This is a genomic window from Azospirillum doebereinerae (genome assembly GCF_003989665.1).
In the GTDB taxonomy this organism is placed as follows: domain Bacteria; phylum Pseudomonadota; class Alphaproteobacteria; order Azospirillales; family Azospirillaceae; genus Azospirillum; species Azospirillum doebereinerae.
Genome location: NZ_RZIJ01000020.1, coordinates 13055 through 28873 on the forward strand (window position 1 = coordinate 13055; position 15819 = coordinate 28873).

Annotated in this window: 12 protein-coding genes and 1 pseudogene; 3 read left to right on the plus strand and 10 right to left on the minus strand. The window is 69.6% G+C overall.

From position 1 onward, the window contains the following. Window positions 1–3 precede the first annotated feature (3 nt). Window positions 4–1504 (minus strand): annotated as a pseudogene (gene istA / locus EJ913_RS22005) (IS21 family transposase). Between the two features lie 187 nt (window positions 1505–1691). Here istA and EJ913_RS22010 point away from each other — a divergent pair. Next, entirely contained in the window at window positions 1692–3737 is a 2046-nt protein-coding gene (locus EJ913_RS22010) for an NAD(+) synthase (protein WP_127001907.1), read from the plus strand. A 22-nt stretch (window positions 3738–3759) separates the two neighbouring features. On the opposite strand, the gene EJ913_RS22015 is transcribed toward EJ913_RS22010, so the two are convergent. The 5 genes from EJ913_RS22015 to EJ913_RS22035 all read right to left on the minus strand — a co-directional run bounded on the left by EJ913_RS22015 (window position 3760) and on the right by EJ913_RS22035 (window position 9420). Beyond that, complete coding sequence (locus EJ913_RS22015; protein ID WP_127001909.1) at window positions 3760–3972, minus strand: hypothetical protein; 213 nt, start codon at window positions 3970–3972, stop codon at window positions 3760–3762. After that, window positions 3969–5120 carry a PepSY-associated TM helix domain-containing protein gene (locus EJ913_RS22020; RefSeq protein ID WP_127001911.1) on the minus strand — a complete coding sequence of 384 codons (1152 nt, stop codon included), beginning with the start codon at window positions 5118–5120 and terminating at the stop codon, window positions 3969–3971. Before EJ913_RS22020 ends, EJ913_RS22015 begins: the two co-directional genes overlap by 4 nt. Before the next feature lie 47 nt (window positions 5121–5167). Beyond that, a complete protein-coding gene (locus tag EJ913_RS22025; RefSeq protein ID WP_244939450.1) occupies window positions 5168–7651 on the minus strand; it encodes a TonB-dependent receptor in 2484 nt (827 codons plus the stop codon). Window positions 7652–7778: 127 nt separating this feature from the next. Further along, window positions 7779–8783 carry a FecR family protein gene (locus EJ913_RS22030; protein ID WP_127001913.1) on the minus strand — a complete coding sequence of 335 codons (1005 nt, stop codon included), beginning with the start codon at window positions 8781–8783 and terminating at the stop codon, window positions 7779–7781. A gap of 121 nt (window positions 8784–8904) precedes the next feature. Continuing rightward, window positions 8905–9420, minus strand: a complete 516-nt coding sequence (locus EJ913_RS22035; protein ID WP_244939451.1) for an RNA polymerase sigma factor — start codon at window positions 9418–9420, stop codon at window positions 8905–8907. A gap of 252 nt (window positions 9421–9672) precedes the next feature. Between EJ913_RS22035 and EJ913_RS22040 the strand changes: the two genes are divergently transcribed. Both EJ913_RS22040 and EJ913_RS22045 read left to right on the plus strand, forming a co-directional pair. After that, window positions 9673–9990, plus strand: coding sequence for a hypothetical protein (locus EJ913_RS22040; RefSeq protein WP_127001915.1), 318 nt, complete (start codon window positions 9673–9675; stop codon window positions 9988–9990). Window positions 9991–10143: 153 nt separating this feature from the next. After that, the gene (locus EJ913_RS22045; RefSeq protein ID WP_127001917.1) at window positions 10144–12495 is read left to right on the plus strand and encodes a tetratricopeptide repeat protein; all 2352 of its coding nucleotides are present in this window, start codon (window positions 10144–10146) and stop codon (window positions 12493–12495) included. Between the two features lie 167 nt (window positions 12496–12662). Here EJ913_RS22045 and EJ913_RS22050 read toward each other — a convergent pair whose 3' ends face one another. The 4 genes from EJ913_RS22050 to fliD all read right to left on the minus strand — a co-directional run bounded on the left by EJ913_RS22050 (window position 12663) and on the right by fliD (window position 15813). After that, on the minus strand, window positions 12663–12947 hold the full coding sequence (locus EJ913_RS22050; protein WP_127001919.1) for a hypothetical protein: 285 nt from the start codon (window positions 12945–12947) through the stop codon (window positions 12663–12665). Then, window positions 12937–13581, minus strand: a complete 645-nt coding sequence (locus EJ913_RS22055; protein WP_238522256.1) for a sigma-70 family RNA polymerase sigma factor — start codon at window positions 13579–13581, stop codon at window positions 12937–12939. The genes EJ913_RS22050 and EJ913_RS22055 overlap by 11 nt, the downstream gene beginning before the upstream one ends. Beyond that, on the minus strand, window positions 13562–14041 hold the full coding sequence (locus EJ913_RS22060) for a flagellar export chaperone FliS (protein ID WP_127001922.1): 480 nt from the start codon (window positions 14039–14041) through the stop codon (window positions 13562–13564). Before EJ913_RS22060 ends, EJ913_RS22055 begins: the two co-directional genes overlap by 20 nt. A gap of 77 nt (window positions 14042–14118) precedes the next feature. Continuing rightward, the gene (gene fliD, locus EJ913_RS22065; protein WP_127001924.1) at window positions 14119–15813 is read right to left on the minus strand and encodes a flagellar filament capping protein FliD; all 1695 of its coding nucleotides are present in this window, start codon (window positions 15811–15813) and stop codon (window positions 14119–14121) included. Between the last annotated feature and the right edge of the window lie 6 nt (window positions 15814–15819).

Consider the following 15819-nt stretch of genomic DNA (forward strand, 5'->3'; position numbering starts at 1 on the left):
CCATCACAGGGGTCTCCTCAAGCTGTCGTAGCGGGCGCAATCGGCGGCCGGTTCGTGCTGGAGTCGCAGGGCGTCGGAGGTCATGATCGTGATCGCCGCCGCCGGTTCCCGGCGCCGGACCAGGATTTTGAGAATGACGGCGGCGGAGTGGACGCCTTCGCGCAGGGCCTCGGCACAGGCCGCCTCGACGGCTGGCAGACCGTCGCTTAGCACGGCGCTGAGAATGTCCACCATTTGCCGATCGCCATCCTCAACGGCGGCGAGCTTGCGCCGGACGCGCTCCAGACCGGCCGGCAGAACCCAATCCTTGAACGGTGCGCCGTTGCGCAAGGCCCCCGGTTTGCGCGCCAGGACCGGGACATAGTGCCAGGGATCGAACACCGTCCGGTCGCGGCCGAAGCAGCGGGCGTGCTCGCCGACAATCCGCCCATCCTGGCGCAGTTCGATCCGCTCGGCGTGGGCGCGGATTTCCACCGGACGGCCCACCGCGCTGGCCGCGACCGAGTATTTGTTGTTGTCGAAGCGTACTAGGCAGGTCTTGGACACAGAGGCCGGCACCGCATGGAAGCCATCGAACCGCCCAGTATAGGGAACCAGGCTCGGCCGTTCCGCCTCGAACATCTCCCAGAGCGTCCGCTCCCGTATTTCGGGATGGCGATGCGCCTTGGCGTGGGCGACGCAGCGGTCCAGGAGCAAGCCGTTGAGTTCATCGTAGCTTTTCACCCGCAGCCGGGGTGTGAAGAAGCGCTCGCGGACCAACCTGACCTGGTTCTCGACCTGTCCCTTTTCCCAGCCTGAAGCCGGGGGGCAGGCGACCGGATCAACCAGATAATGGCTGCACATCTGCAGAAAGCACCGGTTATAGACCCGTTCCTTGCCGGCAAAGATCGTGTCGACCGCTGTCTTCATGTTGTCGTGGATGCCCCGCATACAGGCTCCCTTGAAAAAGGCAAAGGCCCGGTCGTGGGCGTCGAACACCATCTCCTGGCTTTCGCGCGGATAGGCCCGCACGAACAGCATCCGGCTGTGGCACAGGCGGACATGGGCCACCTTCACCGTGACCGTCGTTCCGTCGATCAGGGCGACCTTATGGCTCCAGTCGAACTGGTAGGCCTCGCCCGGGGCAAAGCTCAACGGCACGTAGGCTTGCGCGACGGAGGGCCCCTGCTCCTGCCGCCAAACCCGGGCATAACGACAGACAGCGTCGTAGCCCCCTTCATAGCCGCGGGACCGTAACGTTTCGAACAGCCGAACCAGCGTCAGGCGCTCCCGTGATGCTTTGCCCTCGTTGGCCAGCAACAGAGCATCCAGTTCTTCACGCCAGGGGCCGATCTTCGGCAAGGGCTGGTTCGTGCGTGTGTAGCGGAACTCCGTGGCCTCCGACCGGATCACCTTCCGCACGACCTGCCGGGACAGCCCGAAGTCCCGGCAGATCACCTTGATCGGCTTCTGCTGCACGAAGTAAGGCACGACGGATCTTCGCGATCGTTTCCACAATCAGCATCCCTCGACAGGCCTCCATATCCTCCATGGTGGCCAGTGTGGACCCAAAGCAGCGAGGGTCCCGTTTCGATGCCGATCACCCCCTAAACGGGGTCCTTATTCCATGCCGATTCACAGGAGCCTGACGGCGCCGAAAATCCTGCTATGGTGTTGCGACGCAAGGCCGCAAGCTCAGGGCATCACGGGTCATGACCTTCACCTCCCTCTACCGTCACGGTTTCGCGCGGGTGGCCGCCTGCACCACGCGCTGCGCGCTGGCCGATCCCGCCGCCAACGCCGCCGCCATCCTGGACTCGGCGCGCGCCTGCCACGACCAAGCGGTGGCCGTGGCCCTGTTCCCCGAGTTGGCGCTGTCCGGCTACGCCATCGACGACCTGTTGATGCAGGACCCGCTGCTCGACGCGGTGGAACGCGCGGTGGAGCGGTTGGTGGAGGCCTCGGCCGATCTGCTGCCGCTGCTGCTGGTCGGTGCGCCGCTGCGCCACGAGGGGCGGCTCTACAACACGGCGGTGGCGGTGCATCGCGGGCGGCTGCTGGGCGTCGTGCCCAAAATCCATCTGCCCAATTACCGCGAATTCTACGAGCGTCGCCATTTCGCCTCGGGGGAGGGCACCGGCGGCGGCACGATCCGTGTGGGAGCCTCGAGCGCCCCCTTCGGCCCCGACCTTCTGTTCGCCGCCGAGGACCGGCCGGGGTTGGTTGTCCACGCCGAAATCTGCGAGGATCTCTGGGTCGCCGTCCCGCCGAGCGCCATGGCGGCGCTGGCCGGGGCCACGGTGCTGGCGAATTTGTCGGCCAGCAACATCACCATCGGCAAGGCGGACACCCGCCGCCTGCTGGCCCAGTCGCAGTCGGCGCGCTGTCTGGCCGCCTATCTCTACTCCTCCGCCGGGGTGGGGGAGTCGACGACCGATCTGGCCTGGGACGGGCAGGCCTCGATCTTCGAGAACGGCGAGACGCTGGCCGAGACGGACCGCTTTCCCGACGGCGCCCAGATGGCGGTCGCCGATGTGGACCTCGACCTGCTGCGCCAGGAGCGGCTGCGCCAGGGCAGCTTCGACGACAACCGCCGCCTGCATGGGAGCGCGACCGGAGCCTTCCGCAGGATCGCCTTCCGGCTCGACCCGCCGCAGGGGGATGTCGGGCTGCGGCGGGTGGTGCCGCGCTTCCCCTTCGTGCCGGCCAATCTGGAGCGGCTCGATCAGGACTGTTACGAGGCCTACAACATCCAGGTTGCCGGGCTGGTCCAGCGGCTGCGCGCGGCGCGGGTCGAAAAGCTGGTCATCGGCGTGTCGGGCGGGCTGGATTCCACCCACGCGCTGATCGTCGCCGCCCGCGCCATGGATCGGCTGGGGCTGCCGCGCGACGGGATCCTCGCCTACACCCTGCCGGGCTTCGGCACCAGCGCCGGCACCAAGGGCAACGCGTGGCGGCTGATGCGGTCGCTGGGCGTCACCGCCCGCGAACTCGACATCCGGCCCGCCGCCAACCAGATGCTGGCCGACATGGAGCACCCCTTCGCCAAGGGGGAGGCGGTCTACGACGTCACCTTCGAGAACGTGCAGGCGGGCCTGCGCACCGACTACCTGTTCCGGCTGGCCAACCAGCACAACGGGATCGTGCTCGGCACCGGCGATCTGTCGGAGCTGGCTCTGGGCTGGTGCACCTACGGCGTCGGCGATCAGATGTCGCACTACAACGTCAATTCCGGGGTGCCGAAGACGCTGATCCAGCATCTGATCCGCTGGGTGATCCGCTCGCGCCAGTTCCAGCCGGAGGTGCTCGGCACCCTGGACGCCATCCTGAAGACGGAGATCTCGCCCGAGCTGGTCCCGGCCGAGGAGGGCAAGGCGATCCAAAGCTCCGAATCGGTGGTCGGGCCGTACGACCTGCAGGATTTCAACCTGTTCTACGTGCTGCGCTACGGCTTCCGGCCGTCGAAGATCGCCTTCCTGGCCCGCCACGCCTGGGGCGACGCCGCCAAGGGTGACTGGCCGGCGGGCTACCCGGAGGACAAGCGGCGCGGCTACGAGCCGGCGGAGATCCGCGACTGGCTGCGCGTGTTCCTGCGCCGCTTCTTCGGCTTCAGCCAGTTCAAGCGCTCGGCCATGCCGAACGGGCCGAAGGTGTCGGCGGGCGGCTCGCTGTCGCCGCGCGGCGACTGGCGGGCGCCGTCCGACGGCAACGCCCGCGTCTGGCTGGAGGAACTGGAACGCGAGGTCCCGGCGGAGTGAGGCGGGGCTCCGTCGGCGCCCCCTACCCCCGGCGGCGGCGCAGCGCCCAGCCCAGGACCAGCAACGGCACCAGCAGGGCGGCCCAGGACACCGCGTCGTAGAGGCCGTCGTCCAGCAGCGCCGAGACCAAGCCGACGATGGTGACCAGCGCGATGGCGAGCGGCGCGCCGAAGATCGCGGCGAACGGCAAGGGGGCGTTCGGCTTGGCCGGCGTCGCGGGAGGCTTCGCCGTCATTCGGCCGCTCCCGCCCGGAGGGTGCCCGCGCCGTCGAGGTCCTTCAGCCGCGTCTCGACGGAGGTCCGGCGGCGGACGATCCACAGATACAGCCCGCTCCCCAGGATCACGATGGCGGCGAGGTCGAGCGCCGCCCACAGCAGCTTCAGTGGCAGCCCGCCGTAATCGCCGAAATGCAGCGGCTGCGACAGACGCAGGGCCAGCATGTACCAGGGCATGGAGCGCATCTCGGTCAAGGCGCCGGTCTCGGCGTCGATCAGCGCGGGCGTGAGGATCCGGTTGGTCGCCGGGGTCGCCCCCTTCAGCCAGACCGCGTAATGGTGGTTGCTGGAAAAGCGCACGCCGGGAAAGGCGACGAATTGCGGCCGGGTGCCGGGCGCGGCCGCCATCGCGGTGCGCACCGCCGCGTCGAGCGAGACGAAGCGCTCGGGCACCGGCTTGTCCTTGTAGGGCGCGATCATCGCGGCGAGCTGGTCGGAGCGCCAATAGGCGACCAGCGGCACCGACAGCGTGTTGATCACCCCGGTCAGCCCGACGACGCCGACCCACATCAGCGTGACGATGCCCAGCAGATTGTGCAGGTCGAGCCATTTCAGCCGCGCGCTGCGCGTCGTCCGCACGGTGCCGAAGCGCAGCTTGCGCATGAAGGGGGCGTAGACCACCACCCCCGACACGGTGGCGACGACCAGCAGGAACCCCATGAAGCCGAGGAACAGCTCGCCCGGCAGCCCGGCGAACAGATCGACGTGCAGGCGCAGCATGACGTGCATGAAGCCGCTCTCGTCGTTCAGGTCGCCGACGATCTGCGTCGTGCGACGGTCGATGGCGGAGATGTGCATCTCCTTGCGCGACGCGCCGGCGGTCGGCCCGGTGGTGACGTTCACCACCGGCCGGTCCACGTCGAAGCTGAGAAACAGCCCGCGCTCGCCCGGATAGGCGGCGAGCGCCGCCGCCACCGCCTCGTCCAGATTCTTCAGCGGCGTGTCGGCCGGCATCGGGGGCAGCCGGTCCTCTTCGAAAAGATGGTCGATCTCGTCATGGAAGATCAGCGGCAGCCCGGTCAGGCACAGCAGCAGCATGAAGAGCGTGCAGATCAGGCTCGTCCATTTGTGGACGAGGCACCAGACCTTGATGCTGCGGTTGGTCATGGCGGGTCCTTCCGGCTGGCGTCGGCGCTGGCTTGAGGCGTTGCGGATCAGAAATCGACCGACATCGACAGCTTGGCCGTCAGCGGGTTGCCCTGCGTCAGGTAGCCGCCGTTGGCCGACGCCCAATAGGCCTTGTCGGCGACGTTCTCCACGGCCGCTCGGAAGGTCACCGGGCGGTTCTGGACGTCGGCGGTCATGCGGGCGCCCAGGTCGAAGCGGGTCCAGCTCGGGATCTTCAGCGTGTTGGCGACGTTCACGTATTGCGCCCCGGTGTGGATCATGCGGCCGGTCAGGGTGACCTTCGGCAGCGCGGCCGGCAGGAAGGGCAGGTCCCATTCCACGTTGGCGTTGAACTGGTGGCGCGGCGCGCCGACCGCGTCGTTGCCCTCGGTCGCGGCGTTGCCGGTGTTGGTCAGCTCCGGATCGATGACGGTGGCGCCGCCGATCAGGCGCAGGCCGTCCACCGGCTCGCCGTACAGCATCAGCTCGACGCCGCGGTTCTTCTGCTTGCCGGACACGCTGTAGAGGCGGGTGACGGGGTCGGTCACGCCGCTCGGCTGCGAGGTCTGGAACAGGGCCAGCGAGGCGCTGAAGCGGCCGAAGTCGAGCTTGCCGCCGACCTCGTACTGCACCGACTTGTAGGGCTCGAAGATCTCGCCCGAATTGACGGAGGTGGTCGGCGCGGTCGGCCCCTGGGCCAGCCCCTCGATGCGGTTGGCGTAGAGCGACAGCTCCTTCAGCGGCTTCACGACCAGCCCGACCACCGGGGTCAGGGCGGATTCGTCGTAGTTCGTGGTCCGCAGGCCGCTGGCGCGGTTGTAGCCCTTGACGTGCAGGTTCTGCTGGCGCAGGCCGGCGGTCAGCGACACCCGGTCGTCGAGGATCGACAGCGTGTCCGAGGCGTAGAAGCTCTTCAGGTCGGCTTCGCTGACCTTCGGCGGCTCGCCGGTCACCCCGGCGGACGAGGTCGTGCGCGGCCGGGCCACGATGATCGGGGTGTTCAGGTTCGTCGGTGCGCTGGCGCCGAACTCGAAACCGTTGTGGTTGGCGGTGCGCATCAGCGAGGCGCCGACGTCGAAGCGGTGCAGCACCGGGCCGGTGCTCTGCTCGGCGCGCAGGCCGATCTGCCCGCTCGACGCGTAGTCCTGGCGCGGCACGGTCAGGCGGCTGCTGGTGCCGGCGCCGTTGCCATTGGTGACGGTGGGCGAGGCGTAGTCGCCGTCCTCCCGCGTGTGGCGCAGGCCGAGCGCGCCGTGGATCGTGACGTTGGGGAGGATGTCGTACTCGGCACGGATCTGCCCGAAGGTGTCGCGCATGTCCGAATAGGTCCAGGGCTGCGCGTAGTTCTTCGAGGCCGAGGGGGCCGAGGGCACGGCGTTGCTGTTGAGATGGACCACCGGGCGGCCGTTCTCGACCCGCTGGCGTTGCGAGGCGAGGTCGAGCGTCACCCGCGCCCGCTCGCCGCGATAGTCCAGCGCCAGCGTGCCCAGCAGCAGCGAGCGCTTCTCGCCGTCCACGGCGGTCTCGCCGTCGCGCGCCACCAGATTGGCGCACACGCCGAACATCCCGCCCTCGCCGAAGCGGCGGCCGATGTCGGCGGCGCCGCCGAAGCGGCTGTCCATCGCGTAGGTGGCGGTCAGCCGGGTCAGTGGCTCGTCGTCGGCCCGCTTGGGTACCAGGTTGATGCCGCCGCCGATGCCGGTCCCGGTGGGGGCGGCGCCGTTCAGGAAGGCGTTGGCGCCCTTCATCAGCTCCACCCGCTCGTACATGTCGGCGGCGGAGACCTGACGGGGGGCGATGCCGTAGAGCCCGTCGACGGCGATGTCCTCGCCGTAAAGGGGGAAGCCGCGGATGACGAAGGTCTCCGCGAAGTTGCCGTAGCCGAAGCTGGAGCGCACCGCCGGGTCGTTGGCCAGCGCCTCGCCGACGGTCTCGGCCTGCTGGTTGCGGACGGTCTCGGCGGTGTAGGCGGTGACGCTGAACGGCACGTCCATCACGTCGCGGTTGCCGAGCGCCCCCAGCCGCCCGCCGCGCGCCACCTGCCCGCCGGCGTAGGCCTGGGGAAGCGCGCTGGGGCCGGTGGCGGCGCGGTTGGCCTCGACCTGCACGGGGTCGAGCTGGACGGCGCCCTGCGCCGCGACGCGCTCGACCGTCACCGTCTCGTCGTTCAGGAAGCGGGCGACGAGGCCGGTGCCCGACAGCAGGCGGTTCAGCCCGTCGCGCGCCGAGAGCCGGCCGCTGGCGCCGGGGGAGGACACGCCGCGCGTCGCCTCGCCCGGCGTCAGCACCTGGATGCGGGTGGCGGCGGAGAAGGCGGCGAGCGCGCCGTCCAGCGATTGCGGGGCGATGGCAAAAGTCACCGTGCCGGCCTGCTGCGCCTGTTGGGCGGGGGCGGGGGCGCTGGAAAGGATCAGCCCCGGCACAATCAGGACCGTGGTCGCCAGCAGGCGACCCAGCCAGGGCGCCCGGCGTTTCGTCGAAAATTCCGTCATACCGCGCCGCTCGCCGTTGCGCATGCCCGCTGCCGCCATCGCTTGCCTCTGTCGATAAGGGGGGCCGACGCGGTCACTCGCGACTGCGTCTCATTTGCCCCTTTCCCGACAAGACGACGGCGGAGCGGAAAACCCTGGGAAGTTTTTTTTCGCTCTGCGTCACAATTCAGCGCAGCAGGGTCAGGTAGGGCGTGATCCGGGTGGCGCGGACGCCGATCCCGCGCTCCAGCGCGTCGAACACCGAGGCCGGACGGTCGAGCGAGAACACGCCGGAGACGACGCGTTCGGCGGCCTCCTCATTCAGCAGAACGATCCGGCCCGGCCATTGCCGGTTCAGCGCGTCGATGACCGAGGCCAGCGATTGCTGGCGGAACACGATCTGCCCGTGGCGCCACGCGAAGGCGATGCCGGGGTCGGCCGCTTGGGGCGCCGACAGCCCGCGTGGGCCGGTCTCCACGCTCTCGCCGGGACGGACGCGGACGGTGTCCTCCCATCGGAACTCCCCGCCGGACTCCACCGCCGCGACCTCGACGAGCCCCTCGCCGACCGTGACGGTCACGCGGTCGTCGTCGCGCCGCACGCTGAACTGGGTGCCGAGCACGCGGGCCGCGCCGACGCCGGCGTCGACGACGAAGGGGTGGGCGGGGTCGTGGCTGACCTGGAACCACGCCTCGCCGCGCAGCAGGCGCACCCGCCGCTCCTCGCCGCGGAAATCGACCGCCAGCGCGCTGTCGGTGTTGAGGTCGGCGGTGGACCCGTCGGGAAGCCGCAGGGTCAGGCGCTGTCCGGCCGCCGTGGCGTGGTCGGCGATGGCGTTCTGGTACAGGGTGGGGCCGCGCCACAGCGCGCCGCCGGCCAGCAGCAGGACCAGCGCCGCCGTGGCGAAGCTTCGCAGGGCGCGCCGCACCGGCGCGGCGTGCGGGCGCTTGAGCGATGCGGTCGGGCTGGCCACCCGGTGCGCGGCGCGGGCCGGCGCCTCCAGCGCGCCCAGCAGGTCGCGCACCTCGGCCCAGGCGCGGGCCTGGGCGGGGCCGCGCGCCAGCCACGCGGCGAACGCCGCGCGTTCCGCCGCCGTGTGATCCTCGGCCTGGAGACGGAAGAACCACGCGCTCGCTTCGGAGAACAGGGTGTCGTCGTCCTGGCTGGTCCGGTGTTCGTCCGTTCCGTTCATCGTCCGTCCGGCGGGCGCGGGGTCGCGCGCCCATCCAGGTTGCGTTCCCCTACAAAGACGACGGGACCGGGGAAAACCCCAGGAAAATCGGCGGGAAAAATGGCGCTCATGGGCATGGCGGTCATGGGCGGACGGGCCGCCGCTTCATGTGGGTCCGGCACTGCTCCAGCGCTTGGCGCAGATGGTACTCGACGGTGCGGGGCGAGATCCCCAGCCGTTCCGCGATCTCGCGGTAGGCGAGCCCCTCGGCGTGGTAGAGCAGGAAGACGGCGCGGGTCTTGGGCGACAGCCCGTCGATGGCGCCGCGCAGACGGGCCATGGTCTCGTTGCGCTCGGCGACGGCCTCGGCGGTCGGGCCGGGGGCCGGCAGGTCGTCGTCGAGCGGGCCGGCGTCGCGCAGCCGCTGCCGCCGGGCCGCCCGGCAATGGTCCAGAGCGATGCGGTCGGCGACGGTGAACAGCAGCCCCGCCGGATTCTCCACCGCATCGCCGTCCGGCATGCGGGCCAGCCGCAGGAAGGCGTCCTGCGCCAGATCGCCCGCCGCCTGGGGGTCGCCCGTGCGGCGCGAGATCACCCGCTCCACATGGGCGCGGTGCGTCGCGAACAGCCCGGCGATCTTGCCCGTCCAACTGGTCACGGACTCGGGCCGGGGCGGCGGGCGGGAAGGGGACGGTCGGTCACGGTCGCGGATGGGGGCGGAAGGGAAAGCTGGCCGAAAGCTATAGCGTCGATTTCGCAAAAATGCGAATCGTTCTTATCACGCGCCCGGAGGTGCCGAATTTCCGGAGGCGACCGTGAAAAAACCGCGCCAGCTTTCGCCGCGCCGTCCGTGGGAAGGATCATCGAGGCCAAAAGCCCCTCAAGATTGAGTCCTCAAGGAGAAAACCCCATGCTCGACGCGAAGCCGGACGTGAAGCTGGGCAACATGCTGCTGCACGTCAACCTGCTGGCGCTTGGCACCCTGCTGGCCAAGGTGATGGAGGAGCTGTTCCGGATGTCGGGCGATCCGGCGGCCAAGGCCGACGAATGGCTGCGCCTGTTCGAGGCGACCGCCGGGCAGATGACCTTCGTCAACGAGACCCCGGAATGGAGCGATTTCGCCGCGCAGGAGTTCCGGGACATCCTGATGCAGCACATCCACCGCGCCCGCGCCGTGTCGCTGGGCCAGGAGTGCGACCCCCGCGCCTATCTCAAGCACCACGGCTGACCGTGACGGCGCGGCGACTCGCCACGCAGGAAAAGTTCCGCTTCGGGTAAGAAAAACTCTCCGCGCCGACGCAGGAAAATACGGCTTAACCCGTACAAGGAACAAGGGCAGCAACAGCCGCCCCGAGTTCGACAGACGGGACGGCGGCGGACCATGAGCGGGAACGTGACACGGCAGACCGACAGCTTGCTGCGTCTGGCGGTTCAGCACCACAACGCCGGGCAGACCGAGCGCGCGGAGCGCTTTTACCGGGAAATCCTGCGGCTCGACCCGCAGCATTGCGACGCCGCGCATCTGCTTGGCCACATCGTCTACCAGGACGGCCGGCGCAAGGCGGCGACCGCATTGTTCGTCACGGCGGCGCGCGGCAACGCGACCGTCGGATCCTATCATCTGGCGCTGGGTCAGGCGCTGCTGGACGAGGGGCGGGCCGGGCCTGCGCTGGCGGCCGCGCGCCGCGCCGTGGCGCTCAGCCCCGACGACGCCGACGCGCTGTGCCTGCTGGGCGCCGCCGCCGGGCGTCTGGGCAAGCCGGTCCCGGCCTTCCGCGCCTTCAACGCCGCCGTCCGTCTGGTTCCCGACGCGCCCGAACCCCGGCTCGGGCTGGGCGGCGCGCTGGAGGATCTGCGCCGGATCGACGCCGCCATCGGCTGTTACCGGTTGGCGGTTCGTCTGCGGCCCGAGGACGTCGGCGGCTGGATCGCGCTGGCCAACGCGCTGCGCCGCTGGTCGCGCCCGGCCGAGGCGGTCGCCGCCTACCAGGAGGCGCTCAAGCGCAACGTCACCAACGCGTCGGTCTGGACCAACCTGGGCGCCACCTGGCAGAGCCTGGGGCAGCACGGCCACGCGCGGGAGTCCTACAACGGGGCCTTGCGGTACCAGCCGGACAACGTCGAGGCCCGCAACAACCTCGGCCTGCTGCTGCACGCGCAGGGCCGTCACGCCGACGCGCGCGCGTGCTTCGCGGCGGTGCTGGCGGTGACGCCGCATTACCTGCCGGCGCTCGTCAACCTGGGGCTGGCGGAGGCGGCGCTCGGGCGCTTCGACCGCGCGGTGGCGCTGTACCGCCGCGCCCTCGGCGTCGACCGGCGGCAGGCGGAGGCCTGGAACAACCTGGGCAACGCCCTGAAGGCGACCGGCCGGCGCGACGAGGCGGCGGCGTGCTGGAAGCGGGCGCTGGCGCTCAACCCCGGCTTCGCCGACGCGCTCGGCAATCTCGGCGCGGAGTTCCGCGACCGCGAGCAATTCGCCCAGGCGGTGCCGCATCTGCGGCGCGGCGTGCGGCTGATGCCGGGCCACGCGCCGCTGCGCGCGGTGCTGGCCTACACGCTCAGCGGCGAATGCCGTTTCCTGGAGGCCGCGCGCGCCTGCCGGCAAGCCCTGGCGCTGGAGCCGGCGCTGGCCGATCCGCTTTGCACGCTGGGCCTCGTCGAGCAGCGCATCGGCATGCCGAACGCGCGGCGCTGGTTCGACCGCGCCGTCGCCGCCGTTCCCAACCACGCGCTGGCCCGCTTCAACCGGGGGCTGGTGGCGCTGGAGCAGGGCGCGCTGACGACCGGCTGGGCCGATTACGCCAGCCGCTTCCAGGCCGGGCGGGCGCGGCCGTCGCGCCGCTTCACCATTCCCGAATGGCGCGGCGAGCCGCTGGACGGCAAGCGCCTGTTCGTCTGGCGCGAGCAGGGGGTCGGCGACGAATTCCTCTTCGCGTCCTGCTACGCCGACGCCATCCGTCTGGCCGGCGCGGTGGTGATCGAGTGCGAGCGGCGGCTGGTGCCGCTGTTCACCCGTTCCTTCCCCCGCGCCCTGGTGCGCGCCGAGCAGCCGCTGACCGGCCTGACCGAGGCGGAAACCGTCGATTGCGACTACCACATTCCGGCCGGCTCCCTGCCGCGCCTGCTGCGCGACCGGCTGGGTCAGTTCCCGGCGCGGTCGTCCTGGCTGTTCCCCGACGGCACGCTGGCGGCCGACTGGCGCGAGCGGTTGGACTCCGAGCAGACCGGGCTGCTGGTCGGGATCAGTTGGCGCAGCCAAATGATGACGCAGGAGCGCCAGTCGTCCTACCTGCCGCTGGATGCCTGGGGGCCGGTCTTCGCGGTGCCCGGCGTCACCTTCGTGAATTTGCAGTACGACGAATGCCGCGCCGAGATCGCGCAGGCCGAGGCGCGTTTCGGCTGCCCGATCTACGGCTGGACCGGGCTGGATCTGCGCGACGATTTCGAGGAGACGGCGGCGCTGATCAGCAATCTCGATCTGGTGATCGCGCCGGCCAATTCGGTGGCCGAGCTGTCCGGCGCGCTCGGCGTTCCGGTCTGGCGCTTCGGCCACCGCGACTGGACCCATCTGGGGACCGGCGGGCGGCCCTGGTACCCGTCGATGCGCGTGTTCCAGCCGCTGGCCGGGCAGGGGCTGGACGACGTGATGGCGCGCATCGCGGGGGAGTTGCGGCGCTTGCCGCGCGTGGATGGGAAGGCCGAGAAGAGGGGTGGGAGGAAGCGGGGGCGCTGAGGGCGCTGCTGCCCCCTCCCCATCCCTCCCCCGCTGCGCGGGAGAGGGGGCCGAACCCTTGTTGAGGGGCTCGTCTAAGGTGCGGCGGAGTTCCCTCTCCCGCGCAGCGGGGGAGGGTTAGGGAGGGGGCACGCGCCTCAATCCCCACAGAAAAGCAAAGTCCCCCCTCACATCAGCCGGCCCGGCCGCTCCATCTCCTCGTCGAGATCGAACCCCCGGTCGGACGGTTCCGACCGGAAGGCGGCCTCGAAGATGCGGTCGGCCAGACCGGCCGGCGGCCGGTCGCCCGGCCGGCTCAACGCCAGTTCGATCGCCGTCGCCTCGTCCAGCATCGCCTGGGCGCGCACCGAACGCAGCAGAAGGCGGCGCCCGTCCCGCGCCGCCGGCGGCGGCCACAGGGCGAGGTCGCCGCCGTAGCGATCGAGGTGATCGCGGAATTCCTCATCCGTCATCGAACGAATCCTTCGCCGCCTGCGCGCTGGCGCGCAGCAGCAGGCGAAGCTGCTGGCGCGCGCGTTTCAGAAGCGACTCTACCGCACCGACGCTGATTCCCATAACGATCGCGATGTCGGCGTTGCTTAAATTCTCGTAATAAAACAGGGTCACCACGGCGCGCTGCTGCGGCGTCAGCTTGGTCTGGGCGTCGCTCAGCCTCGCTGCGACCTGCCGGCGGTGGATGGTGGTGACCGCGTCGGGGGCGGCGTCGGAGGGTTCGGGCACCGCCTCGATGTCCTGGCCGACCGGGCGGCGCTTCAAGTCGATGCAGCGGTTCACCACCACGCGGTACAGCCAGGTGGTGAATTTCGCGCCTTCGTCGGTCCATTGCGCGCGGCGCTGCCAGACCTGGAGGAGGGCGTCCTGGACGACGTCCTCCGCCTCCGCCTCGTTGCCGCAGAGCCGCCGCGCCAGCCCGTAGGTGCGCTTCAGATGGCGATGCACCAGACGGCGGTAGGCCGTCTGGTCGCCCGACCGGATCAGCGCCATCAGCGCCTCGTCCGAGTCCTCGCCCGTTGCGATGTTGACGGTCGCCGTGACCGGTCCACGGTTCACGGCGCGTCCGCGCTCGTCAAGCCGAGAGTCCGCCATGTGCATGATCCATCGTTCTCCCGACGACGGATGCATGCGGCCCTTTGGCCGACGCACCGGCGACTGTGGATGCCACGCCGCGTTCTGCGGCGATGGCTTGCCACGCCTTCAGCATGAAGGACAATTGGCGAATGAGCGAATCGCAGGCGGCGACCGGATCGCGGCGGCTGGCCGCCGATCCCGCCTGGACGATGAGGCGGTGGTAGAACCGCCGCAGCGTCTGTGCGACATCCTCATATTTGTCGAAAATTAGAATGGAATCAAGGCCGGCGAAGATCATGACGGCACGATTCACGGCCTCGTGGTGGGCTTCGAAGCGGCCCTGCGCCGCGGCGTCGCGCGCGGCGTGCAGATGGACCATCGCTCTCTCGTAGAGGCGCACCACGGCGACCAGCGGCGGCACCGCGCTGTTGGCGGTCGCGTAGGCTGAGATGGCTTTGTTGAGAAAGGGGTTGCGCATGGCGCGTGTCCTTCTTGTGCGGTCCCGCGAGAGGGGAAGCGGGTGTGGAGGAGGCGCCCGGCCCCGGTCGGCCGCCGTCAACTGTCGTCGTCGCTCGACGACTTGTAGGTCAGCTGTTTCAGAAGGAGGGCGGCCTGCTCGGCGGCGGCCTCCAGGCGGGCGTAGTAGGCGGTCAGGGTGGTGCGGTAAGTCTCCGCCTTGGTGCGGATCTCGTCGGACCGGGTCTGGAGTTGGTTGTCGTTGGTTTCCAGATCGTCGATGGCGGTGCTGAGGTCGCTGTCGTAGGTGGCGGCCACGTCGTCGATGGCGCCGTAGAGCCGGTCGGCCAGCCCTTGCGAGAAGTCGACGCTCACGCTGCCGCTGCCGCCGGTGTAGACTAGGACGATCCCGGCATAGGCGGTGCCCTCGTTGCCGACGAGGCGGGTGCCCTTCACCGTGAACAGCGAGCTGTCGCCGTTGACCGACGTCGAACTGATCGAGCCGTCCGTGCCCATGTCGATGTCCAGGGTGAAGGAGAGGGCGGTCGCCTTGGTGTCGTAGCGCAGCAGCGACATCTGGCTGGACGACGACGTCATGTTCAGGCCGAGAAGCTTCTGGAGCCCGTCGATGTTGTCGGTCAGCGCGCTGTTCAGCGTGTCCTCGTCGAGCACCAAGTTGTTGGTGCTGTCGAAGCTGATCCCCAGCGTCGACAGCGACAGCACCGAGCCGTCGCTGTTGGTGATCGTGGTGTTGAGCGCGCTGTTGACCGACTGGGTGATCTGGCGCAGCAGGCTGTCGGCGAACAGGGTGGCGCTGTCGCTCTTGGTGCCGTCGCTGTTGACCGCCTGCTGCTGGACCACAAAGTCGCGGAAGGCGTTGTAGGCGTCCACGAAACCGGAGATCGCGGTCTTGATCGAGGCCAGATCGGTCGAGACCTCCATCGTCAACGCGGTGTCCGGACGGGCGGTGTAGAGGTTCAGCGTCACGCCCTCGATGGCGTCGGCGATGGTGTTGGAGTTGCGGGAGATGGTCACTCCGTCGACCTCGACGATGGCGTTCCGCACCGCGACCAGCTCGTTCTTCACCGAGCCGGAGCTGTCGGTCAGGCCGAGCCCGCTCAGCACCCCGCCGCCGTCGTCGGTCATCGCGATGGTCTGGCCGGTGTTGTTGCCGGTCAGGATCAGCTGGTAGCTGGAATCGCTGACCTGCACGATGCTGGCCGTCACGCCGCTGGCGGATTTCTGGGCGTTGATGGCGTCGCGCAGGTCGGTCAGGCTGTCGTCGGCGTCCATCGCGATGGACACCGCCGTGCCGTCGGCCGCCTGGAGCGTGAAGCTTCCCGACTGGCCGAGCGCGTCGGTCTTACTGCCGACGGTGTCGGAGCCGATCTTGTGCTTGGTCGCCAATTGCTGGACGACGACGGAATAGGTTCCGGTCTCGGTGCCGTCGGCCACCGTCGCGGTGAACACGTCGTCGTTCGACACGTAGGCGGCGCGCTGGGCGAACAGGTTGGTGGAGGCGCCGGTGGACACCGACCGGTTGCGCAGGCCATCCAGCGAGGTGTTGACCGTCTGCAGCAGGGTCTGCATCTCGGTGTAGGCGGAGATCTTCGCTTCGTTCGCGGTGATCTTGGAATCGACGCGGTCGGCGCGGACCAGCCGGGCCTGGACCTTCGCCTCGATCAGCAGCGAATAGTCGATGCCGGTTCCCGAGCTGGTGGAGGACAGGGCCGAATAGCCGGTGGAGGCGCTCGTGGTGGACGTCGTCGATGTCGTCGAGGATACGGTCGTCATGACGGC